The following is a 23,120-nucleotide window of genomic DNA, read 5'->3' on the forward strand; positions in this document are numbered from 1 at the left end:
TCCCCTCGGAGGGTAAAGCTTCCACACTGTTTTACGGGTTCCCCAGCGTCACCGCATACAAATACCACGAGGCATGGGGGAGCCATTGCTCAGCCCAGCGCCAGTTATCATCGATGAGTCCAGGTTTTGACGCCGGCAGCAGCTCGATGCCCGCCTCATCGTCCAGCCCTCCGGTCACCCCGTTGCAGATCCCGCCGGGACAGTTCATGTAATCGAACCCGTATTTATAGTGGTATTGGGGATTGTTGCGGCCCGCCCCCTGCTGCATGCAGCTGTCGAACGGGTTGAGCCCCAAAATCCAGTTGAGCTGGTCGTCGGCATAGGCTTGAAGTTTCTTTCCAAGAGGCCGATGCGCCTCCGATGCCGGCAAATGCATCGTCAGCAGCCGGGCCGCCGCCGCAAGGGAGGCAAGTCTGGCGTTTTCTCCTTGCCACCAAGGGGAAGCCTCCGTCTCATGCGGCATAAAAAATGCCGTGTATCTTTTCCCGTCGCTTCGTTCCACAAACTGGCGGGCAAGGCCAAAGGGATTAGCGACTTCGCGCGTAATCCGCAGCTCGAATTCCATCGCTTTTACGACCGTATCCAGCACTTCCGCTCTGACCTCTTTATTTTTCTCAATCTCCAAATAGTTCAACAGCGAAATCGCCGGGAGACCTGCGTCCGAAGGATGAAAAAACGGCCGCCCCGCCTCGTTGGTTCTCCAGTAATGCCCATTTTGCTCATCTCCCGTTGCATCCCCGTCATTCAGATATCCCATGAGCGTTTTGGCTTTTTCGCCCGCTTTCTGGCGGTACTCCGGTTCAAGGGTGGCACGGTACAGCTCCGTCAAAGCGGTAAGCGCGCAATATTCGTCAATAATGTTCGGTTTTCCGTCATTCAGATAACGCGGGTTGTTCTCCTCCAGATAAGCGTAAGCTTCCCTGGCCGCCCGCAAATATTGCTCACGGGCATAGTCGCCCGGGTAAGCATGGCGGCTCGCCGAAGCCAAGGCAGCGATGGCAAATCCCGCTCCCTGCCTGAAGCCCGTTTCATATGACTCTTCGGTAATCGTTTCGTCTCCCGCTGTCGCCGCCGCACCGAACTGCGACGACGAACGCTTATATAAAAAGTCGATCCGCCGGTCGGCCGCTTTCGTAAATTCCCCGATCCGCCGCACCGACCTGAAAAAAGTCCCCGACGGCGCCCGCATCCGGAACAGATAATCCGCTCCGTACATCGCTTCGTCCAAAATTCTGCGTTTGATCTGGTCATAATGGGAATTCCCCGATTGCTCGAGCCGCTCGTGCGCTTTAAACAAAACCCAAGCCGTAAAAGAGCCCTGCTGCGGATTAAAGAAGGTTGCGTGCGACAAATGAGACAAATGCTTGCCGTAATCGCCGGTGGCATCGTACCAGCCGCCATGCAGATCATGACGGCCCGCTCGGTTTCCCGCGAACGCGAGAGTGCGGTCGGCCCGGTCAAAATCGCCGCTGCATCGCTGGGCTTTGAAATAAAATACGGTATCCGAAAGGCTTTGCTTGCCAAGCACATGGTCTTCGATGGTAAACACATGAGAGCGTAGGCATCCCGCCGATGTTTCACATTCTATGTAGTAGCTTCCTGCAGTTTGAAGTTCCTCAAAATGGATCGTCCAAAATCGCCAGTCGCTCCAACGATCCACTTGACCCGCAAAAGCGGCGGTTCCTTGAAACACGGAATTTCCGTTACCCGCGGCGATCACCCTGAATTCTCCGGCCTCCTCGCCGTCCCCTCCAAGAACCACAGCATGTTTCGTTCCCAGGCGATCATAGCCGATATGGTTAATTAAAATCTTCATATATAAGCCCTCCCTGCAAAAAAAGATGATTCCCCTTTCTAACTCTAACCCTGTCTCCAAACGGGAAAAAGGTGCAAAATCTTCTACTCCGGGGCCAATATTCTACAATAAACCAAACTCGGCAAAAATCTGAATATTTGACTTCAAAAAGAAAACAATAACCAATGAAAAAACGCGAAAGGAGCATGATCCATTCATGTCACAGTTAAATCAGCAGGAGCTTCAAAGCTTGCGCCACCTGATCGGCGCGCACGAAACAGCTAACCAGAAAATGCAGGCTTATGCGCAGGAAAGTACCGATCCGCAGGTCAGAGCCTATTTTGAAAAATCGGCGCAGGACGCGATGCAAACCAAACAAAAGCTTATGTCGTTTTTAAACTAGGAGGGATTCTGCCAATGAATGACAAAATTATGGTAAACGACACGCTGTCCATGGTTAAAAGCAGCTTGACGACCTATTCCAGCGTGATCTCGGAATGTGAAAATACCATGCTCAGATCAACCATCCAGCAAATCAGAAACAATTGCGAAACCTCCCAGTACGAGCTGTTCCAGCTGGCTAAATCAAAAGGTTACTACCAGCCGGCCATGATGGCGGAGCCGCAAGAGGTTCAGCAGGTAAAAACCCAACTCGGAGGCTAACAGGAAAATTCCGGTAATAAGCCAAGTATGTCAAAAGGTCAATGGAAGCTTTTTATCGGCTCCCATTGACCTTTGTTTTTAGTTTTTTACGGCTTCTTTGTCCATATCTTGCTCTCGTTTTCCATTCAGGATTCCGATTTTTTTGGGTGGAAGAAATTAAAGACAGGCTGTTCCATGTTTATGTCCGTCCGTTATTCCCGGCGTAAACGGACGGGCAACCTCCGAGTGCTCACCCCATCCCCATGTGGTTGTTGGCTTCGTTCGACAATTCCCAGGTGCGCAGCTCGTAGGTTTCCGTTCCGGATCGGACGTATGGATCGGCTTCGGCCACCGCCTTGGCTTCATCATAGGATGCGGCCTTGATAATCACCATTCCGCCGCGATAATCGCTGAACGGGCCGCATAATACCAGTTTGCCTTGACGATCCAACTCCTTTAAATGCCGGACATGCTCGCGGATCAGTTCCTCCGAGAACTCCCGGCCGGGCACAATAGATAATAGAATGGCGTAACGGATGTCTTCTTCGCGGGTTATGTACATACAGGATCACTCCTTTTTCGATTTTGGGAAACATTGTTGTTGTATTCTCCTACCCGTTGATGTAATCCTTCACGCCGCACAGCCAAACCAGATGATCCCCGCCCGGTCCAAACAGCCGATCATCCGCCGAATCAAAGCCGAACCTACACCTTGTCCCTGAAACTCCGGCAATATGTACAAGCTGCCCAGTTCGCCCACATCGTCCAGCCGATGATCCGTACATCGTTTGACGTCCTCCCCGCAGGGAGCAAAAGATATCGTTCCAATCACGGTCCCACCCGTTTCCGCGATCAAAAAATGAACTCCGGACTCCGCCCCGCTCAGGAAAGCGTCGAGCTTCATTTTCTTGTGTTCGATCTCGCCGCGGACGTCTTCGAATAAATCGCCCAAGCCCTCTTTTCCGAACGCATCTTGAATGGAGCTTTCGAATACCCGGTAAGCCTGCTCCCGATCGTTCAGCGCCGGTTTTCTGATAAATAGGTCCAAAGCCACTTGATGATTCCCCCTCTCAATCACTATTTTGGCATAGCTTCGCGACACGTCAAATCTCTATTTTACATGACTAAAATCAAAACAAAAATTTTCAATGCAATTGTAAAAAGAAGAAAAAAACATTGATCTGCACGACTCTGCGATTGTGGTATAATCACGTTGATTTGTTGAAGAGAGGGATTGAAATTCCTTTCAACAGCGTGCGAGAACATACAGGAACAGGTGATCAAATGTTTGAACTGAAGTGGCTTTGGCAGAACCTGGAGGGAAATCGTGCGAGGTACATCTTTGCGCTCTGCCTATCGGTGGTGGGCTCGTCGCTCACGATCGTCAATCCTTACATCAGCCAGCGCATCGTCGATACGTTCATTGCCGGCGACAACGCGCTGCAGAATTTGACGGATAGGCGAGGGTTACTCGTTATGCTATGTATGGGCATGATTGGCTTCTCCTTACTGCGAACGGGGCTCGCTTATCTGACAACGATGGAGTACGAGCAATCCTCGCAAAACATGATGTATCGCATCCGCATTTATTTGTACAACAAGATTCAAGGGCAGGATATGGAGTATTACGACCATAACCGCACGGGCGACCTCATGACCAAGATGACTGGCGACCTCGACATGGTGCGGCACTCGATGGCGTGGATCATCAAGACGATCATTGAGTCGGTAACGATTTTTGTGGCCGCGGTGATCTATTTCTTCACCATTGACGCCGTGCTGACGTTATGGCTGCTCATCCTGTCGCCGCCGATTTTCGTCGTTGCCTACATATTCGCGAAACGCGTCCGCCCGATGTACATCGATTTGCGGGAGCGGCTGTCCCAACTGAACACGACCACGCAGGAAAATATCGCAGGTAACCGCGTTGTCAAAGCTTTCGCCCGTGAAGAGCATGAAATCGATAAATTCACGGACAAAAACATTAATTACTCCAAAGCGAACAAAACGGCGGCGCTCGTCTGGCTTGATTATTTCCCTTATCTGGAAACCTTCGCGCAAGCCTTCAACGTCATCCTGATGATCGGGGGCGGTTATTTCGTCATGAAGGGCCGGATCACTTTCGGTGAATTCGCCGCCTTCTCGTCTCTGATCTGGGCCGTGTCCAACCCGATGCGCAACATCGGTATCATCATCAACGATATCCAGCGCTTTTTCGCAAGCCTTAGCAAAATTGTCGATGTTTACTACGCTCGGCCGAATATTGTGAACAAGCATGAAGCCGCGGACAAACGCCGTTATGAAGGCCGGATCGAATTTGACCATGTGAGCTTCAAATATGAAAGCGCTACGGTACTTGACGATGTCAGCTTCACGATCAAACCGGGTGAAACCGTCGCCATTATGGGTTCGACGGGTTCGGGCAAAACAACGCTCGTCAATCTGATCCCGCGCTTTTACGATGTAACGGAGGGACGCGTTCTTGTAGACGGCATGGATGTCCGCAAACTGGAGCTCGACGAGCTTCGCGGCAACATCGGCGTGGCGACCCAGGACGTCCTCCTGTTCTCCGATACGATCGACGGGAACGTCGCTTACGGCAATCCCGACCTCTCTGAAGAGGATACGATCGAATACGCCCGGCTTGCCGCCGCGCACGATTTCATTACCCGGATGCCCGAAGGGTATGACACGATTGTCGGAGAACGCGGCGTCGGCTTGTCCGGCGGGCAAAAGCAGCGGATTGCTCTCGCCCGCGCCATGGCGGTACGGCGGCCCATCCTCATTCTGGATGACACCACCTCCGCCGTTGATCTGGAAACCGAAGAGCATATCCAAAAAAGTCTGCGCGAGCTCGATCATCCCTGCACAAAAATCATTATCGCGCAGCGGGTATCTACGACCGCCGAGGCCGACCGTATCCTCATTTTGGATAACGGCCGTGTGATCGAAGAAGGTACTCACGCCGAACTGCTGGCGAAACGAGGTTATTATTATGATGTATTTATGCTGCAAAACGAAGGCATCGGAAGGCAGGTGAGCACGAATGGCCAGAAATAAATTCGACATCGACGAAGATCTGGAATCCCCCTTTGACATCAAGCATTTCCGGCGTGCGATGGTTTATATCAGGCGTCAGCAAAAGCCGATGATTGTCGCCTTTATACTCAGTGCCCTTTCGGCAGCCATCGCGCTCTCGGGACCGCTTATCCTGCAACATGTCGTGGACGACACCATTCCCGACAAGGCGGTCCTTCCGCTTGTCGGGTGGTCCGTGCTGATGCTCGCAACCATCGTGGTCAGCGTTATCTTCGCGACCATCCGCTCGCGGATCATGACCAGCGTCGGACAGGACATTATTTTCGACATCCGTACCGATCTGTTCAAGCATTTGCAGGAACTGCCGTTCAAATATTACGACGACCGGCCGCAAGGTAAAATCCTGATCCGGGTCGTCAACTATGTCAATGCGGTTTCCGATGTGCTGTCCAACGGGATCATCAACTTTATTCTGGAAATCGTGAACCTGATCTTCATCGCCGCGTTTATGTTCGCCGTCGATGTCCGGCTCTCATTTGTCATCCTTGCGGGACTGCCTGTCTTCCTTGGCGTCATGCTGATGATCAAAACCCGGCAGCGCCGGGCTTGGCAGGCGGTGTCCAATAAAAACTCGAACATGAACGCTTATTTGCAAGAAAGCATCACCGGGATCGGCGTCACGCAAATTTTTTCGCGCGAGAAACATAATGAAGGCATTTTCACCCGTCTCGCCGGCAACTATCGCAAGGAATGGATGCGGGCCTTGCGCTACAACGCCTTGATTCCGTTTACGGTCGATAACCTGGCCACCATTGTAACGACGCTGATTTATTTGGTCGGCCTGCTCACGCTGGATCCGAAGGATGTTACCTTCGGCGTCATTTTGGCGATGAGCAGCTATGCGGCTCGCTTCTGGCAGCCGATTCTGAACTTATCGAACCTTTACAACAGCTTTATCAATGGCGTAGCTTATCTCGAACGGATCTTTGAAACGCTGGATGAGCCGGTGACGGTCAGTGACGTTCCCGATGCCAAAGAGCTGCCTTCCGTTTGGGGCAACGTCACCTTCGACAACGTCACTTTCGCTTATGACCCGGGGATCAACATCCTGGAGAACCTCTCCCTGGACGTCAGAGCCGGGGAGAGCATCGCTCTGGTCGGTCCGACGGGAGCAGGCAAAACGACGGTCGTCAATCTGATTTCACGGTTTTACAACCTGACCGGGGGGCGCATTCTCATCGACGGCAACGATATTTCGCAGGTGACGCTGAAATCGCTGCGCAGTCAAATGGGGATTATGCTCCAGGACAGCTTTATCTTCTCCGGCACCATTATGGATAATATCCGCTACGGTCGGCTTGACGCCACCGAAGAAGAGGTTATCGCCGCCGCCAAAACGGTATGCGCCGACGATTTTATCCGCGAGTTCGAGGACGGTTATATGACGGAGGTCAACGAACGCGGCTCGAAGCTGTCGCAAGGACAGCGCCAGCTTATCTCGTTCGCCCGTACGCTTCTGGCCGATCCGCGCATTCTGATCCTGGACGAAGCCACTTCGTCGATCGACGCCAAAACGGAACGGCTGCTGCAATTGGGCTTGAACGAGCTGCTTAAGGGACGCACCTCGTTCATTATCGCTCACCGGCTGTCCACCGTGAAGAACTGCGACCGCATCATGTACGTGTCCGATAAAGGCGTCGCCGAAAGCGGCTCGCACGATGAGCTTATGGCTCGCCGCGGACTTTACTACCGCCTGTATTCGGCACAGAAGATGGAAGCGATCTAATTGCGAAGAGGGTGTCCCAAGTATGGGACACCCTCTAAAATTTGTTGCAACAGCAGTGAGCAGAAAAACCGGTCACATTATAACGGCGGTCCCTCCTGCCAGATAGCCGCCGGCTTTCAGCAATCGGTTGATCGGCCTGGCGCGCACAGAAATTCCGCTCTTGAAATGATACGGCGACCCTACCCCACTGTGGAAATAGCGGCCTTTTTGGGCACTATTTCCACGGTGGGGTCTCATTTTGAATAAATAGCGCCGTTTTATGGCCTTATTTCTTCAGAAGAGTCCCTTTTCCCCTCGGTTTTGGGCGTTTTGCCGAAAATAGAGCCGTTTTGTACCGCTATTTCCATAAAAATAAGGTTTCGGAGCGAAATGAGGCCATTTTATGCCGCTATTCGAGAAATCGTCGCTTGCTGCTTCCTTCGCTTAATGTTTATTCCGGCCAGGACGGCCCGTTTAGCACCCGCTGGCAAGCCCGGGGTCGGATGCTTTCTTTTTCAGTTAAGCGAGTGGATCGTCAAATAAGACTTTACAGTTCTATTTCCGATAAATGGCTAGCGAAGCCCATTTATCTTGAAGCCACGGACGAAACTCTTCGCCTTTATCGCCTTCGTATGTATCATAGACGTCGATTCTCATCTTTTTCAATTTTTCTTCGAATTGCTCGAAGGTATGATCTGCCGGCAGGCTTTTCTTGATTCTAAGCAGAAGCTTCGTCAGTCCTTTAAACAACTCACCCGTTCTCTTCGGCGGAAGCTCTGCCCTTTGACCCAATTGCTTAAGCTGCTGAAAAGCCGCTTTCTGAACCGGAAACACCAGGTCGTTATTCATCACGTGTTTTAAAATATCGACGCTTTGCTCACTATCCCACTGGCCCAACGTTTCAACGGCCTGAAGTCTTTCTCTCCAATTTGAGGTACGGTTCACCGTTTTTTTCATTTCCTTATAGAACGATTCTTGATTTTGTTGTTCCTTATCCATTTCCATATTTACAAGTTCCAGCTCCTTAGCTTAAGTTCTCGTTATTTCGTTTCCGGTTTGGGTTGAACTGCCTGATTGGGTACCGCTGCATCATTCGGCTTCTTGGTTCCTTTACTGGTATAAGGCTTAGGGGCGTTCTTCTTTCTATTGGCACTGGCCTGCCAGCGATTCCAGCCTTTTTTATCCGTTCCTCTGCCCGTTCCGCCCTTGCCTTTAGCCATATTCACTCACTCCACTGCGGGTTTTTTTATGCTGACTCTTCGTTTCGCTTAGTTTACCCTATTGTACCTGGCAAATCACGACTCTGCAAAAGGCTACCTTTGGGAAGGACTTGGCATTTTTTTATTCAGGGGCGCTTTTTTGCTTTGCTGAACTTTTTTAGCCTGCTGCGTTTTTTTACCTGGCTGCTCGCTTTTGGGCGCAGGGTTTGTATTCAGCAACGGGTAAGGGTGATCTTTAACCTCCGTGATCCGTTTACCGATCAATTTTTCAATATCGGCAAGATATGCCTTTTCTTCGAAATCGCAGAAAGAAATGGCCACGCCGCTAAGCCCCGCCCTCCCTGTCCGCCCGATGCGATGTACATAAGTTTCCGGAATATTCGGCAGGTCATAGTTGATCACATGGGAAAGCTCGTCGATGTCGATGCCTCTTGCCGCGATATCGGTAGCAACCAGCACACGCAGCACCCGGTTTTTGAAATTGCTTAGAGCAAGCTGACGGGCATTTTGCGACTTATCCCCGTGAATAGCCCCCGCATGAATATGTCCTTTTGCCAAGTGGCGCACCAATCGGTCTGCTCCATGCTTGGTTCGGGTAAACACGATCACGGATTCGATGGTTTTATCTTTTAAGACATGCAGCAGCATGTCCCTTTTGTTTTCCTTATCGACAAAATAGACATATTGCTGAATCGTATTCACCGTAGAGGATACCGGAGTAATCTCTACTTTCACGGGATCTTTTAATATGGTGTTTGACATCTTGGCAATGGCGTCCGGCATCGTGGCCGAGAAAAGAAGCGTTTGCTTGTTCGCCGGAGTTTTAGCGATTACCTTTTTGACGTCATGAATAAACCCCATATCCAGCATTCGATCCGCTTCATCCAGGATCAGTATATTTAAATGCTTTAAATCCACGAGCTTCTGATTGATTAAGTCGTTCAGCCGGCCCGGAGTTGCAACGAGAATGTCCACTCCTCTTTGTAACGCCACCTCTTGGGCCTTTTGAGATACGCCTCCGAAGATAACGGCAGATCTTAATGGAGTGAACTTCCCGTAGGCGCTGAAATTTTCATAAATCTGCAGGGCCAGCTCTCGAGTCGGCGTAATCACGAGCGCGCGAATTTTTCGCTGGTTTTTTGGGATCAAACTTTCTTCGCTAAGCAATTGCAGCGTGGGAATGGCAAATGCAGCCGTTTTCCCTGTGCCGGTTTGGGCGCATCCCAGCAAATCCCTGCCTTGTAAAATGGGCGGAATGGCCTTTTCTTGAATGGGCGTAGGTTCCTTGTAATTTTCATGGTCCAAAGCCTTCAAAATAGACGGAATTATGTTTAATTCATTAAATTGCATCTTTGCTCCTAACTGCTAAATTATTTATATTACATTAATCTATTCACATCATTGTAGTGTACCACGGGATGTAAGGCTGAACAACATTTTCCTTGCCAAGAGTTTGGCAAAAAAGGAGATCGTTCTTGTTCGAACGATCTCCGATTCAAACTTGTCATAATCTAATTACTGGGGCACCTGCGAGCTAAAGTCATCCCGGCTCGATTTGTCGGCATGGTAGAAGACGACGTCTCCCTGCTCCAATCGAAAGTGATTGCCAAACGGATCGACAACTTCAGATTGGAAGCCTTCCATCTGCCATTGCGTTTGTCCGAGCTTTTCCATCAACGGCGCCTTGATGTACTGCAGATGCGGGTTCGTCAGATCTCCGTTTTGAATGGTTTCGATATTGAAGTTCACGATGATGTATCCGTCTTTTAGGAAAATCGGCGATTTTTCGTCCAGCCCCTGATGCGTGCGCCCGTATTCCGCGATATTCGTTCCCGCCTCCACCACATAAGGATCCGCCGGCAAGCTGTATTCCCCGTACCATTTCTGAATCGCCGCATTTGCTCGCTGCACATCAACCGAAACCGGCAGATTCGTCTTCGGCCCGATCATCGTCCGCAGCTGCTCCGGCAGCAGCAGCAGGCTGTACCCGCCAACCGGCGTCTTCTCTTTCGTGAATTTTTGCCGGTACCAATCCTCATACTCCGGTTTCCTCATGTTCCCCTGCTGCGGCAACGGATGATAGTTGTCGTACTTATAGGACGCCGTGTCTTCCAGTTCCTCCGTCGGCACGTTTCGAAGCCGCTCGTTCAAGATCACATACCGCTGCACTTTGTCCTCACTCGACCCGATCTTTACGAACTGCCGGCTGTTGGTCCGGTAATACAAATCAACAGGCTCCCCGGTTCCGCCTGTTTCCGGTACATACGTAAACGACGGCGTAATCCGGATCTTGTCCTGCGGACCAAACATATTGCCCTTCGTCTTGAAGTCGAACTTGAAGTGATACCCTGTCTTGATCGCTACATTCTTGTAACCCGGCAGCGGGTTGCTCCCCGGGTGGATCGACAAACTGAACGGCTCCCGGTTTCCCCGCGGATCTCCGTCGATCGCCCTTTGCCCAATCCAGTAGGAGATGCCCCTCGGTTCACTGCTCCCGATTTGGGTCCGGAATACCGTCTCCCAGTTATAGTCCGCAATATCCGTAATTTCAAAATCATACAACCGCCCAATGACCTCTACCGACACCTCATCCGAAGCAATATGATGAATCAGATCCAGGTTGGCATCGGGCTCCCACTGGTCCGTATTATCGCTCGGCGCGTTTTCCGCGATGTTCCGGAAGTATACCTGGTAATCTCCCTCATCTACCCAGACCGGCAGGAAAAAGGTGGTGTCCAATTGATTCACCGGAATATCGATCCAGGTGTTTTTCGGGATGAATTGCGTCCGGTTTTCGTTGTACACATCGAATGGGAAGCGTACCTGCTTCTTGCGAAAATATTTGGAGTAATCATGATTGCCGTATCCCGGATAGTCGTTTTTGTCCAAATGCGGCCCTTCCGTCGGAATTCTTACCGTAAACGGACGCTCCAGAATTAACGCCGCCCGCTCGGAGTCCGGTACGGTCTTCTGGTTATGCGCCTGATCGTCGGAAATGGACGAGTAGTTCACGACCGGGGTATGTACCGTCACGCTGTTAATCCCGTAAATCGGGAAGTCCACATCCGCCCCGCCGTTGATATTGCCGCTCATCAGGCCGTAATAGATCGTCCCTGTGCTTGGCTGATTCGCTCTGTTCGTTTTGCTGACCGGAATCACATGCCCCGGACTGTACAACACGTTTTCGTTAATCTGCGATGCCAACGGGATTTGCCCGGGCGCCGTTCCCTTCTCCTCGGTTTCGGTCCCATTCATGATCGTGCCGCCGTTAAACGTCAAGGAATCGTTTCTCACCTTGACCTTCTCCACCACTTTTTCCGCTTCGGGTTTGAAATCCTCTGTTGGTACCGTTGGTCTGGTTTTACCGCCGGTCAGATTAGCAGAAGGCGCATCGACAGTTTGCGGCGGAGTAGGCGGAGTGAAACCGCCGGACTGCTCAGCGCTATAATCGGGAGGCGAATATCCGCTCGGATCGATTTGGATTCCACCACTGTTAAATGCATAATTCCATAACTCCGCTTCGCTGATTTCATAAACTTCCAAGTCATCGATCACCCAATAGGAATACGGCCGTTCGATCTCATAATCGTATGACCGATCTTCACGGTCTATTTGGGGATCCGGCTCGGTATGCGTTGTTCCGTCCGGTTCGGTAACCTCCTGCCCCGGATCCCAGGACAAGTTATAGGTTTTGTTTACCCTAATGGTAAAGGTGCAGGTTCCGGACATTTCCACAAACCTGTTCTTGGATAAATAACTTTTTGACAACACGTTACCATACAAGCTCTCGGAAGTCGGAATACCCTTGACGGCGTCAAAAAGCTCTCTCCCCCGGTTATCCGCTTGAATTACAGCACTTACATTCGGAGCCATATCTTCAGCATCTCTGGTTTGACCGGGTGTCGGTTCCGTGCAAGTGGGCCCCGGCGGAGGCGGAAGTTCCCCTTTATACTCCCCAATCACGTCGGTTCCGCCGATATCCATCGTGAATTTCCTTATGCTGAGTCCAGGATCGCCGGTAAACTGAGGGTATTTTACTTTATTTGAATCAAGTTTCGGCCTGAGGTAGGACTTGTACAGTTTATAGCTCTTCCCATCCGGTCCGATTAACGTCTCGTCAAGGTTTACCGTAACATTGTCATATAAATGGTAGTTTCCATTATTCTCGGGAGCAAGCTCCTGGCGCGTCCCGTCCGGATAAACAATCCGGTAAATGACGCTCAATGGCTCTAACGGATCGTATGGAACAGCAATGTCAAAATAGTCTTTTAAATCCTCCGGGTGAGCCCAGCTTTCTGCTCCCTGGATTCCGCCGCTCCCTCCACCATTTCGATCGTCCGGTTCATTTAACGTATAGAAAGGCCCTTTTCTGACATTATTGGGTGTTCCATCGATGGAGACCATAATAGCGCTGAAGTAAAGCTTCTGCCCTGGGGAAAAGGCATCTTTCAATACTAGGAAAAATGCCTTTTCCACTTCTTCTTTTGAAAATTGAAAGTAAGTGGTTACCGGTTCTCCAGGAATGGGATGTTCAGGATTCTGACCCGTCTGATGACCTTCGATCATAAAAATGGCTCTACCTGCTTTTCGGGGATCGCAATGATTTTTTCCGGAATCACAAGACGGGGCATTTCTTACCTGCCACCCAACTGTTCTAAATTTAATATCGCTTGTTGCCGCTGTTGAGGTGATATTGATATGCAAATTGTCCCCGGAGTCAAAATAGATATCCGAATCGTTAGCCGCAGAAACAAATGGAGCCGAATAGTTAAATATAAGCGCCGCCCCTAAAAGTATCATAAAAACAAGCTTCACTCTAAACATGCATACCACCCGCATCCTATTCAAAATAAACTGCTTTTCAGTCTATTTTTGGGCTGTTTTTATGCTACTATAGCGAAAAATGGATGCCGAGGCCGCCATTTTGTAATGTCTAAAAGTCCCATTAAAGGTTATATTGTTTAACTCTATATCCGTGTATCCTGTATACCACACATTTTTCTTATATGTGTTTTTAGGGAACCATCTATCATCAAAAATTTCCTCGTTTTTATCGAAACTCTTAATTCGGAAATTGATTTGGGAACGCACGTAAATATAACCGTCCCTGCTAAAAATTAAAGAAGGATCGGGAGTAAGCTTTCCCTCTATTTGTATATGATTTTTCTTTACCCAACTCACATAGTCTCCAACGTAACTATAAGGATCCAACTGGTAATTTGTTATCGGCAGGTGATCTTTAACCCAATTCGGGCCCATGGTCTTATAATCGATATTTAATGACAATTGACCGAATTGCTCTACTATGGACATCCAGCCATCGATAATTTCTTTGGAAATTTGGGGGTTGCTTAAAAGCTCCGCTGCAGACTCGGGAGTACCGATATGATTCTCATGCTTCATCTCATACATTTCATTCGGCAAATCCTCAAGGATGTAGGGGTAGTCCTTATAATTGGTCGGCAAGTTTGTCGTTCGTATGGCTCGTCCCCAAGGGTCTTTTGGGGCGTTCATCACTTTCTCCGCTTTGGCCACGGCAAGCGCGTCCACCGGGAGTGTAACGCCCGCCTTCACCTGCTGAACCCGCTGAATTACGGTCACGGCCTGCGCTCTGCTCGTCGTGCCTTTTGGATCCAGATTGCCGCCCGATACCCCGGAGATCAACCCTTTTTGGGCAGCTATGTACATGAATTCATCATCGTTTTTTGCGGTTCCCCCAATAGCCCGGACCGCAATATGCACCATCTCCATGCGTGTCATCGCTTGGGTTAAATCCGCTGACGCAAAATCTCCGTCCTGGTATATCCCGGCGGTTTTCGCAGCATTGACATAAGGCACGTACCATGGCTGAGAAGCCTCGGCAGCTTCCACCGACACCTTCATCCCCAAAACGGCCATTTTCATAAATTCCGACCTAGCGACCTTATCCTCGGGATGAAACGATCCGTCCGGATACCCGCTTACGATTCCCTGTTCCACCGCACTCTGGATGCTGGCGCCCGCCCAGTATTGGTCGGATACGTCCTTAAAGCCTGTAGCTTCCGCCAAAACAGGAGACAAATTCAGCAAAAGCGAAAAAGCCCCCATCCCTATAGCTATTCTCTTCGTTAAGACATGTCTCTTCTTCATTTAGCTCATCCTCTTTAGTTAGTGATAGGATAGTGCCGCTTCATTTCTCTCTCTAATTAGTAAAATTATACCACTTGTCTCAAGAAACTTTTGTCGTATTTTGTTGATCTTTAGTTTAATGAGAAATTTTCTTAGGCAATCTTTCAAAAAAACTAAAAACCTTGAAGGCATAAAGACGATCAAGGGTAGCCCATTCTTTTCTATAAACATCAGAATAAAATTCTTTTAATATTTCAACAGTTGCAACATTCGCATTCTTTATACGCTGTCGAATAAAATCATAGACATGCTCTATCAATTCCCCTTATACTCCCACTAAATAAATAGTTTATATTAGACATCCAAGAAACGGAGTGGGAGACATCATGATACCATCTATGAAAAGGCGGACGTTCAGGCTTGTCGCATTTCTCTTAAGTTTTCTGTTTTTTTCCTCGTATTTGGCAATTCCCCATACCGCTAAAGCGGCATCTTCGCCCAATCCGGGCATCGTCGATCCGAACCAAATCTATTCCTACAAAGTTATGACCAGGGATATTGAGCGACTGGCGGAAGCTTATCCCGATCTGGTATCCTATGAATCTCTCGGACAAACCAAGTATGGCCGGGAATTATGGGCCGTGAAGCTGGGCAGAGGCGAGGCGGCGCTGTTTCTCAATGGTTCCCACCATGCCAGAGAGTGGATGACCACATCGCTTCTGATGGAAATGATCGATACATATGCCATGGCATATTCAAGCCATTCGCAAATTTCAAGTTATGACATACGCGGTTTGTTGGATCAAGTCAGCATCTGGGTCGTACCGATGGTGAACCCGGACGGAGTTACGTTATCCCAGCAGGGTACGGCCGGATTGCCTCCCAGTATTGCTTCGCTGCTGCGCAAATACAACGGGAACAGCGCGAACTTCAACCGCTGGAAAGCAAATATGGAAGGGATCGACCTGAACCGTCAGTATCCCGCCGCCTGGAGTACGATCAGAGACCAGGTAGGTTATCCGTGGTACCAGAACTACAAAGGAAGCAAGCCGGTGCAAGCGGTGGAAGTTCAAACGATGATGGACTTTACGAACAAGATCGACCCGGAGTTGACGATTTCCTACCACACCTCGGGAGAAATCATCTTCTGGAATTTCCACACGTTAGCCAGTAATCTGGCCCGCGACAAAGCCATCGCGACGGATCTCGGAAATCTGACGGGCTATTCTCTCGTAAAGCCGGAGAAAAACCCGTCGGGAGGCGGGTTTAAGGATTGGTTCGTCCAAACTTACGGCCGGCCCGGCTTTACCATTGAAGTCGGCAGGTATGCCGGCGAGGGAAGCGTGCCTTTATACGAATTCAATCGGGTGTGGTCCCAAAACAAAACGGTGGGCGCATACTCGGCCAAAAAATCCTATGATCTTTGGCTGCAAAAGCAAAAGCTTCAGTATGCGATAGACTCCGCGAGCCTGTTGTCGGAAACCGATTTATACTCATACCCCGGAGCGAAAAGCCGCATTGCCCGTTTGATGGAGCAGCCCCTTCAAATCACTGGGCGCAAAGGCGATTGGACTCAAGTAACCTCGGCCTCGGGAACCGGCTGGATTCATCCTTCTCCGGGGATGCTGGCTGCGGTGGAAATGACGGCGGCAACGGTTGATCTGCAAGGAAACAATGTCGCCTACGCATATCCCGACGCTTTTTCGCCAAAGGCGGCGTCCCTGCCTGCGCAAACCGTTCAGGTCACCGGGAAGTGGAACAACTGGCTGCAAATAGTGACCGAGGGCGGCGGTAGTGCATGGATCGACGGACAGCAGTTGAACCTGAAACCGATTCAATCAAACGAGCCGCAAGAACCAGTTGGATCGGGACCCGTTGAAACGATTCCTGCGGATGAAGCAGCTAATTTATAACCTTCCTCAAGTTTGCGAAAAAACCCACCCGTGCTTAAACGGGTGGGTTTTATTACCTATCGGCTTACCGTGTAGCTGATGATCTGGTTGCCAAAATTGATGGCGTTCGGCACCGCGTTCGGATTGTTCTCGTAATCGAAGAAGATGTCTACCCAATACTGGGATTTGGCAAATGACATATCGCCTTTATCCTGCACGACAAAGGTGCTTTTATTTCCGTAGCCGGGAAGATACAGCGGTTTGGTGGTAGTAATGATCGAGCCGAACGGGATAATGGGGGCCGAATAAGGATTGTTGCGGTCCGAAGGATGCACGGCCGCTGTGGTGTATGGAACAGGCGGCACTCCCGAAGCCGTAAGTCCGCCTACCGGAGAAGTATACGCCGTAAAATCCTGATTGGAATAAAGCTGTCCGCCAGGGTTGCCAGGATTCCCCGGGGTGCTGTTGTCCACCCGAATGATATTCCATTTCTGCGCGGCCGTGCCGTTATCGGTGTAAATATCGACGTTTGTGTAATCGGCCTTTCCGGCGGCATACACGTCCAGAGCTTTTTTGCTGTTTGTATTGATTAATTTATAACTGCCGTCATTGTTCGTTACGATGTTCCATTTCTGCGCCGCTGTCCCGTTGTCGGTGTAAATGTCGACATCCGTATAGTCGGCCGTTCCGGCGGCGTACACATCAAGCGCCTTTTGGCTGTTCGTGTTGATTAATTTATAAGAGCCGTCCGCATTGGAGAAAATGGCCCATTTTTGCGCGGCAGTGCCGTTGTCGGTATAAATATCGACGTTCGTATAATTGGCCGTTCCGGCTCCTTCCACGTCCAAGGCTTTGCCGCTGTTTACGTTGATCAGCTTGTACACCTGCCCGGAGACGATAGCGTCAGCAGCAGCCTGGGCCGGGTGAAAAATACCCGCCGACGCCACTGTAATGATTGCGGCCAGAGCAACGGACCATCCTTTTTTCGCAAACGGTTTGCTAATCATAAATACACATCCTTTTCGGAAGATTGGTGCTGCCTCACTGCGATTTCACGTTGGAGCCGATATACGCTCCGGTTTTGGAATCGAAATATACCTGCGTAAACAGCCGGTTTCCGGTGAGTCCCGTAACAATCACATAGGTTCTTTCACCATTATTCATCAGTGAAAAATGATATCCGTTGGCCCAATCCGCGCCGGGTTTAAGTTTAAAATCCGTGATCGCCTTTTCGATGAGATCGGTAGAATCGACTTTGATGCTGTCCGGATGGATTAAAGTTTTCTCCAAGGTTTTTTCCTTAGTCTCCGCCGTCCCTATAATTGTTTCGTTTTCAATAGAAACACGAAGCGTTTCTTCTGCGGAGACGTCGGCAAACAGCAGATTCCATTTTTTTCGCTTCCCCGCAGTTCCGGCCATTTCCTTTAGATCGTCATCCACGCTGGTGATCAAAAGCAGTTGCGCCTCCGGCCGCCACTCTCTGGCGCTCTGCAGGGCAAGGTTATACGCAGCAATCAGCGAAAGCTCACCCGTGGAAGCCGCGTCATGAGCAATGGCCTTGCTTTCGGCAGGTCCGCCGGCCGATAGAAAACGAAACACGATAAAACCTATGATTGCTAGAATACATGCGGCGGTTCCCAAAACCCTTTTTCCGGTTACTCTCCCCCCCTCCTTTCCCCGAAAAATATTATATTTAAATTATTTAAATATAATATTTCTGTAAAATTTTGTAAATTACACTTCCATTATGCAATCTATTATTTCGGGTGTCAACAAAATTTGCATTTATAGGATATTTTTAGTCGAATTGGTTGAACCCTCGTCCTTTGGCGAGTGAACACAACAAAAAAAGTGCCGGCATTTTATAAAATACCGGCACTCCATATGAAATTCTGGCCTTTAACCCCTCTATTAATTCATGATTTCCGTTTGCAACAGTCTATACATCAACCATTTGTTATGTCTAATTGACGGAATGAGGTTCTGCTGTAAAATTTATGATTTTCATCATCAGACCGACGATACCGACGTTATATCCGCTGCAAGCGTAAATGCCGCGCCCGTCCCGCGACACTACCGTAAGCGGCAGATTGTCAGGGTCAACATACATTCTGCGCGCCATGGTTACGGCCGTGTCGGAGAAATCGGAATAGTACACCTTTGAACGAGGCAGCGCCAGGCGAGCCTTTCTAAAGGTTTCGTTATCGAGCGCATGCCGATCGCGAATGATAAAAACGATGTCGCAATCCGTTTGATTCAACACATCCTGCGCCTGAATAAATTCGTTCAGAACATGCTCCGTCGGTTCATGTCCCTCTTCCAGCCAAACCAGCACGGCGTTTTTGTCTCCGCATATCGTTTCCGTCGAAATCGCTTGGCGGTTTTCATCCAACAGGGTGAAAGGCGCGTAAGCAATGTCGGCCACCATATCCGATACTTCGACTTCACGCAGGGAGATGGCTAGTGTTCGGATTTCGCCGGCGGCAAGCCGAAAAATGTATTTTCTCGCAAACTGGTTCCCGTTCGGCGTCCGGTTCGAGGTGATTAGCCGATAAACGCCCGGTTGAAGGGAAAGCTTAAGCTCCCCTCCCTCCCAGATCCGATCGGCCAGCTCCAAGGACTGATAGGCGCCTTCCTTCAAAACGGCAATCGTCCAATTGTTCAGAAAGAACCATTTTTCATCGCCGCCCGCCAGGATCAGTCCGGCTTGATTGTGTTCTTCATTCTCACTTTCCTCCGCGTTTATGAAGCTCCCGTCCGCGTAATACTGCACGGCCAGATCCACCGGATGAATACGGGCCGGAATACCCAGCGTTCTGCAAATCGCTGTAAAAAGCACCTTGCGCCCCTTCTCTCCCGCCAGCCCGCTGCGCAGCATGCCGCCCGGAGTTCCGGTCAACTGGCCGTGATGACGTCCGGAATCCGCGGCAAAGGCTTCCGTATAGTCCCACACTCGCTTCGGGTCTCTCCGAAAGGCCTGCTTTGCCGCTTCGTCGAAGAGCGAAGAGATCATTTCGCGGTAAGGCGTCAACTGCTCAAAATGCGCACGGGGCGACAAAATATACGGCACAAAAACATCCAAAGGATAGTTCTTTCGGTATTCCAGCGCTGCCTTGAAATGTTCGGCAAGAACGCTGCCGGTCAAATCCCGGTAATCCTTTCTCGTCAAAGATTCCAGCATCCGCAACTGCAGTTCCTTGTTCTCCTCGCCAAAATCCAGAGACAGAAAATCGGCGACTTCCCGGAAATTTCCCTCCGCCGCTTTCAGAATATCGATGACCGCCTCAGGACGGCTGAACATCGCCGCCAGCTTCTCCGCTTCTTCCTTTCGGTAAAATTCCTTCATATATTCTTTGCGTTGTTGATCCGCGCTGCCGATTACCCGGCGCCGCTGCTCTTTTTGTTCATCGGTTAGCTGGACTTGGTTCCTCGCGCTGTCCTTCGGAGCGATGAAGTTGAAATCGGTCTCTCCCACCGGCTCGGACGAAACGGCCTGAGAGAAATCCAGCGTAAAGTCATCCGTTTCCGTCGTATTTACGACCGCTTCGACGAAACATCCATTCTTCACGGCGTGAATATGGATGCTGCCAAGTCCCAGGGTCAAGCCGGCGGTTCCCCTTTCGCCCGTGGCAATAGACGCCAGCGGATAAAACTCCGAACCGTTCAGCATCTCAAAGTGCACGGTCACGCCGGGAACGGGCAGCGAATCCTGCACTACGTTTACGGTGAAACTTTTGGATTCCGCATAGCGGCCGAGTTCATTGATGATAAACGTATGGCCGCTTTCGCTGATCGTCTCCTCCCCGGCAATCGGAAGATATGCCTTGGCATCCACCAGCATCGCACGGGCGGACGCGTTGTTGAACCAGCCCCGGTTCAGTACGGGCTCCGGTTCGCAAGCGCCCAGGTAATACCATGCCCCGTCGCACCACACTTCCACCCAGGCATGATTGTCGTCGCAGTGAGCCCATCTCGGCGTATAAACCTGGCGCGCCGGGATGCCGACGCTGCGCATGGCCGTAACGACCAGAGTCGATTCCTCTCCGCATCGGCCGTAAGAGGAGCGCAGCGCGGTCAGCGGGGAAGCGGTTCTTTCATCCGTTGCCCGGTAAGTCACATGCTCCGCGCACCAGATATTTACCTCAAGCGCCGCTTCCTTCATCCCTTTCCCGCGGATTCTGTCTTTAAGGGCATTATGGAAAAAGGGACGGCAGTCCTCGATGGCTTCGTTGTTAACCCGGTAATGCAGCACAAAGTTCAGGAAAATATCCTCCGGGATTTGCTTGTGCCAGGGAGAGGTTTCGGCCAGAAGCAAGCCGAAATCGGCAAATTTCCGGTACAGCGAAAAGTCGTAATCGCCGAGATCCGCCGCCGGCATCGTACCGTAAAAAAACTCCATCACCGCCCGAGTATCTTCATCGCATTCCTCAAGCCGGCTCAGAATTTCTTCATTTAGGGGCCCAGGCGGCAGATCTTCCGTGAATCTATCGTGAATCGCCTTTCGCAAGGCATTCGAAAGCAGCATTTGTTTTCCTCCAGTACGCGTTACTTTATCTATGGCAAGGTTATTATATAAGTTGAATCAGCAATTCGCTGCAAAGGCAGCCGTGTAAATTGTTCTATTTAGTTCAACTTATATAAATCGGCAAGCCCCGCCTTTATTACTTCTGCTCCACGAAATGACAAGCAGCCCAATGGCCCGGTTTCACTTCTTTCATTTCCGGGGCCTTTTCTCTGCAAACATCCGTTACCTTAGGACAACGCGAGCAGAAACGGCAGCTATCCCCCAAATCCATTGGGCTTGGCAGAGAGCCTTCCAGCGCTACGCGGCTGCGCGATTTCTCCAAATCCGGGTCAGGGAGCGGAATCGCGGAAATCAAGGCCTCCGTGTATGGATGCAAAGGATTTTCGAACAGCTCTCCGCTCTCCGCAAGCTCCACCATCGCGCCCAGATACATGACGCCGACACGGTCGCTGATATGTTTGACCATGGACAGATCGTGAGCGATAAACAGATAGGTCAAATTCCGTTTCTCCTGCAGCGCCTTCAGCAGATTGATGACCTGCGCCTGGATGGAAACGTCCAGCGCCGAAATGGCCTCGTCGCAAATGATGAAATCCGGATTGACCGCAAGCGCCCGGGCAATACCGATCCGCTGCCGTTGTCCGCCGGAAAATTCATGCGGAAACCGGTTGGCGTGCTCCCGGCTAAGCCCGACGGTCTCGAGCAGCTCCACCACCATCCGGGAGCGCTCCTCGGAAGATGTCGCCAGCCCGTGCGCGTCGATCCCTTCGGCAATAATGTCCATGACCTTCATGCGGGGATTCAGAGAAGCATACGGGTCCTGGAAAATCATCTGCATACGCTGCGACAGCTCGCGTTTTTGCGCAGCGGTCAGATTTCCGTGCACGTTGGTTTCTTCAAACTCTACCGATCCGCCGCTGGTTTCATACAATCTAATGACGGTGCGGCCCAGCGTGGATTTTCCGCAGCCGGACTCGCCGACCAGACCGAAGGTTTCGCCCCGGTAAATATCGAAGCTGACGCCATCCACCGCTTTAAGCTGTTTATTTTTGCCTACATTAAAATGCTTCTTCAAATTTTTGACCTGCAGCAGGACCTCTTGTTCTTGTTTAGCCATGATATTCACCGCCTTTTGCCGCCTGTTTTTTGGCGTACTCATCCAGCAGCCAGCAAGCAGCGCCGTGGGTGTCCGATAACGGCGTGTAATCCGGCATATATTGCTGGCAAATCTTCATGGTATTCTCGCAGCGGGCCGCGAAAGGACAGCCCTTCGGAGGGTCCATTAAATCGGGCGGCGTACCGGGGATGGACGATAACTGCTGGCCTGACTCATGCATTTTCGGGATGGACGCAAGCAGTCCTTTCGTATAAGGATGAGCGGTTTCGTAGAACAGTTCGCGTGCGCTGCCGATCTCCACCAGCTTGCCGCCGTACATCACGGCTACCCGGTCGGCAATGTTGGCAACGACTCCTAAATTATGCGTGATTATAATGATCGAAGTGTCAATTTTGCCTTGCAAATCCTTCATTAAATCGAGGATTTGCGCCTGAATGGTCACATCCAGGGCCGTCGTGGGCTCGTCGGCGATCAGCACTTTGGGGCTGCACGCAAGCGCGATGGCAATGATCACCCGCTGCCTCATGCCTCCGGACAGCTGATGGGGATATTGGCCGAATCTCGTTTCCGGATTCGAGATTCCCACCAGCCCGAGCTGCTGGATCGCACTCTCTTTGAGCTGCTCTCTCGAAAGATCGCGGCGATGCTCGCGCAGCACTTCGATAATCTGTTTACCGATGGTCATCGTCGGATTAAGCGAAGTCATCGGATCCTGAAAGATCATGGAGATGTCGGCGCCGCGGATTTTCCGCATCTGACGCTCCCGGAGTCCGGAAAGACAGGTGTCCTCCAGGTAAACCGAGCCCTCGGAAATTTTGGCGCCCGGAGGCAGCAGCCCCATAATCCCCCGCATCAAAATCGATTTCCCCGAGCCGGATTCACCAACGATCGCCAGCGTCTCGCCCTTTTTCAAAGCGAATTCCGCTCCACGGACCGCCTTCACGGCTCCATGCTGTGTTTTGATATCGATATGCAAATTTTCAACTGTCAAAAGATGATTCTCCATGTTAAGCCCCC

The 23,120-nt window shown here is 50.7% G+C and carries 19 protein-coding genes; 5 read left to right on the top strand and 14 right to left on the bottom strand.

Annotated elements, in window-relative coordinates:
* Positions 1-31: 31 nt before the first annotated feature.
* Positions 32-1,816 carry a glycoside hydrolase family 9 protein gene (locus ACI48K_RS02145; protein WP_475025922.1) on the bottom strand — a complete coding sequence of 595 codons (1,785 nt, stop codon included), beginning with the start codon at positions 1,814-1,816 and terminating at the stop codon, positions 32-34.
* Between the two features lie 196 nt (positions 1,817-2,012).
* On the opposite strand from ACI48K_RS02145, the gene ACI48K_RS02150 reads away from it, so the two are divergent.
* Positions 2,013-2,198: a hypothetical protein gene (locus ACI48K_RS02150; RefSeq protein WP_475025923.1), complete on the top strand. Its 186-nt coding sequence runs from the start codon at positions 2,013-2,015 to the stop codon at positions 2,196-2,198.
* 14 nt (positions 2,199-2,212) lie between these two features.
* On the top strand, positions 2,213-2,458 hold the full coding sequence (locus tag ACI48K_RS02155) for a spore coat protein (RefSeq protein WP_475025924.1): 246 nt from the start codon (positions 2,213-2,215) through the stop codon (positions 2,456-2,458).
* A gap of 229 nt (positions 2,459-2,687) precedes the next feature.
* On the opposite strand, the gene ACI48K_RS02160 is transcribed toward ACI48K_RS02155, so the two are convergent.
* On the bottom strand, positions 2,688-2,999 hold the full coding sequence (locus ACI48K_RS02160) for a YciI family protein (protein WP_475025925.1): 312 nt from the start codon (positions 2,997-2,999) through the stop codon (positions 2,688-2,690).
* 69 nt (positions 3,000-3,068) lie between these two features.
* Positions 3,069-3,491, bottom strand: a complete 423-nt coding sequence (locus ACI48K_RS02165) for a GNAT family N-acetyltransferase (protein WP_475025926.1) — start codon at positions 3,489-3,491, stop codon at positions 3,069-3,071.
* Positions 3,492-3,721: 230 nt separating this feature from the next.
* Between ACI48K_RS02165 and ACI48K_RS02170 the strand changes: the two genes are divergently transcribed.
* On the top strand, positions 3,722-5,497 hold the full coding sequence (locus ACI48K_RS02170; protein WP_475025927.1) for an ABC transporter ATP-binding protein: 1,776 nt from the start codon (positions 3,722-3,724) through the stop codon (positions 5,495-5,497).
* A complete protein-coding gene (locus tag ACI48K_RS02175) occupies positions 5,484-7,262 on the top strand; it encodes an ABC transporter ATP-binding protein (RefSeq protein WP_475025928.1) in 1,779 nt (592 codons plus the stop codon). The genes ACI48K_RS02170 and ACI48K_RS02175 overlap by 14 nt, the downstream gene beginning before the upstream one ends.
* 534 nt (positions 7,263-7,796) lie before the next feature.
* On the opposite strand, the gene ACI48K_RS02180 is transcribed toward ACI48K_RS02175, so the two are convergent.
* The 6 genes from ACI48K_RS02180 to ACI48K_RS02205 all read right to left on the bottom strand — a co-directional run bounded on the left by ACI48K_RS02180 (position 7,797) and on the right by ACI48K_RS02205 (position 14,888).
* Entirely contained in the window at positions 7,797-8,246 is a 450-nt protein-coding gene (locus ACI48K_RS02180; protein ID WP_475025929.1) for a HEAT repeat domain-containing protein, read from the bottom strand.
* A gap of 35 nt (positions 8,247-8,281) precedes the next feature.
* Entirely contained in the window at positions 8,282-8,467 is a 186-nt protein-coding gene (locus ACI48K_RS02185) for a DUF3934 family protein (protein WP_475025930.1), read from the bottom strand.
* Positions 8,468-8,554: 87 nt separating this feature from the next.
* Positions 8,555-9,811 (bottom strand): DEAD/DEAH box helicase, encoded by a 1,257-nt coding sequence (locus tag ACI48K_RS02190; protein ID WP_475025931.1) that lies wholly within the window; start codon positions 9,809-9,811, stop codon positions 8,555-8,557.
* Between the two features lie 165 nt (positions 9,812-9,976).
* Positions 9,977-13,027: a DUF5704 domain-containing protein gene (locus ACI48K_RS02195; RefSeq protein ID WP_475025933.1), complete on the bottom strand. Its 3,051-nt coding sequence runs from the start codon at positions 13,025-13,027 to the stop codon at positions 9,977-9,979.
* 300 nt (positions 13,028-13,327) lie between these two features.
* Complete coding sequence (locus ACI48K_RS02200; RefSeq protein ID WP_475025934.1) at positions 13,328-14,590, bottom strand: S-layer homology domain-containing protein; 1,263 nt, start codon at positions 14,588-14,590, stop codon at positions 13,328-13,330.
* 115 nt (positions 14,591-14,705) lie between these two features.
* Positions 14,706-14,888, bottom strand: coding sequence for a hypothetical protein (locus ACI48K_RS02205; RefSeq protein ID WP_475025935.1), 183 nt, complete (start codon positions 14,886-14,888; stop codon positions 14,706-14,708).
* 67 nt (positions 14,889-14,955) lie between these two features.
* Between ACI48K_RS02205 and ACI48K_RS02210 the strand changes: the two genes are divergently transcribed.
* Positions 14,956-16,482 carry a M14 family zinc carboxypeptidase gene (locus ACI48K_RS02210; RefSeq protein WP_475025936.1) on the top strand — a complete coding sequence of 509 codons (1,527 nt, stop codon included), beginning with the start codon at positions 14,956-14,958 and terminating at the stop codon, positions 16,480-16,482.
* A gap of 56 nt (positions 16,483-16,538) precedes the next feature.
* Here ACI48K_RS02210 and ACI48K_RS02215 read toward each other — a convergent pair whose 3' ends face one another.
* From ACI48K_RS02215 to ACI48K_RS02235, 5 genes are all read right to left on the bottom strand, one after another.
* Complete coding sequence (locus tag ACI48K_RS02215) at positions 16,539-17,468, bottom strand: RICIN domain-containing protein (protein WP_475025937.1); 930 nt, start codon at positions 17,466-17,468, stop codon at positions 16,539-16,541.
* A gap of 34 nt (positions 17,469-17,502) precedes the next feature.
* Positions 17,503-18,060 (bottom strand): hypothetical protein, encoded by a 558-nt coding sequence (locus ACI48K_RS02220; RefSeq protein ID WP_475025938.1) that lies wholly within the window; start codon positions 18,058-18,060, stop codon positions 17,503-17,505.
* A gap of 364 nt (positions 18,061-18,424) precedes the next feature.
* The gene (locus tag ACI48K_RS02225; protein WP_475025939.1) at positions 18,425-20,986 is read right to left on the bottom strand and encodes a transglutaminase domain-containing protein; all 2,562 of its coding nucleotides are present in this window, start codon (positions 20,984-20,986) and stop codon (positions 18,425-18,427) included.
* 136 nt (positions 20,987-21,122) lie between these two features.
* Positions 21,123-22,103, bottom strand: a complete 981-nt coding sequence (locus tag ACI48K_RS02230; protein WP_475025941.1) for an ABC transporter ATP-binding protein — start codon at positions 22,101-22,103, stop codon at positions 21,123-21,125.
* Positions 22,096-23,109 (bottom strand): ABC transporter ATP-binding protein, encoded by a 1,014-nt coding sequence (locus tag ACI48K_RS02235; RefSeq protein WP_475025942.1) that lies wholly within the window; start codon positions 23,107-23,109, stop codon positions 22,096-22,098. Before ACI48K_RS02235 ends, ACI48K_RS02230 begins: the two co-directional genes overlap by 8 nt.
* Positions 23,110-23,120: the final 11 nt, after the last annotated feature.

Source organism: Paenibacillus terrisolis (assembly GCF_056171975.1).

What these genes read in the sequence shown, in the direction of transcription:
- ACI48K_RS02145 (WP_475025922.1), bottom strand. Translation starts at nt 1,816, where the DNA reads ATGAAGATTTTAATTAACCATATCGGCTATGATCGCCTGGGAACGAAA.
- ACI48K_RS02150 (WP_475025923.1), top strand. Translation starts at nt 2,013, where the DNA reads ATGTCACAGTTAAATCAGCAGGAGCTTCAAAGCTTGCGCCACCTGATC.
- ACI48K_RS02155 (WP_475025924.1), top strand. Translation starts at nt 2,213, where the DNA reads ATGAATGACAAAATTATGGTAAACGACACGCTGTCCATGGTTAAAAGC.
- ACI48K_RS02160 (WP_475025925.1), bottom strand. Translation starts at nt 2,999, where the DNA reads ATGTACATAACCCGCGAAGAAGACATCCGTTACGCCATTCTATTATCT.
- ACI48K_RS02170 (WP_475025927.1), top strand. Translation starts at nt 3,722, where the DNA reads ATGTTTGAACTGAAGTGGCTTTGGCAGAACCTGGAGGGAAATCGTGCG.
- ACI48K_RS02175 (WP_475025928.1), top strand. Translation starts at nt 5,484, where the DNA reads ATGGCCAGAAATAAATTCGACATCGACGAAGATCTGGAATCCCCCTTT.
- ACI48K_RS02180 (WP_475025929.1), bottom strand. Translation starts at nt 8,246, where the DNA reads ATGGAAATGGATAAGGAACAACAAAATCAAGAATCGTTCTATAAGGAA.
- ACI48K_RS02190 (WP_475025931.1), bottom strand. Translation starts at nt 9,811, where the DNA reads ATGCAATTTAATGAATTAAACATAATTCCGTCTATTTTGAAGGCTTTG.
- ACI48K_RS02195 (WP_475025933.1), bottom strand. Translation starts at nt 13,027, where the DNA reads ATGATCGAAGGTCATCAGACGGGTCAGAATCCTGAACATCCCATTCCT.
- ACI48K_RS02200 (WP_475025934.1), bottom strand. Translation starts at nt 14,590, where the DNA reads ATGAAGAAGAGACATGTCTTAACGAAGAGAATAGCTATAGGGATGGGG.
- ACI48K_RS02210 (WP_475025936.1), top strand. Translation starts at nt 14,956, where the DNA reads ATGATACCATCTATGAAAAGGCGGACGTTCAGGCTTGTCGCATTTCTC.
- ACI48K_RS02215 (WP_475025937.1), bottom strand. Translation starts at nt 17,468, where the DNA reads ATGATTAGCAAACCGTTTGCGAAAAAAGGATGGTCCGTTGCTCTGGCC.
- ACI48K_RS02225 (WP_475025939.1), bottom strand. Translation starts at nt 20,986, where the DNA reads ATGCTGCTTTCGAATGCCTTGCGAAAGGCGATTCACGATAGATTCACG.
- ACI48K_RS02230 (WP_475025941.1), bottom strand. Translation starts at nt 22,103, where the DNA reads ATGGCTAAACAAGAACAAGAGGTCCTGCTGCAGGTCAAAAATTTGAAG.
- ACI48K_RS02235 (WP_475025942.1), bottom strand. Translation starts at nt 23,109, where the DNA reads ATGGAGAATCATCTTTTGACAGTTGAAAATTTGCATATCGATATCAAA.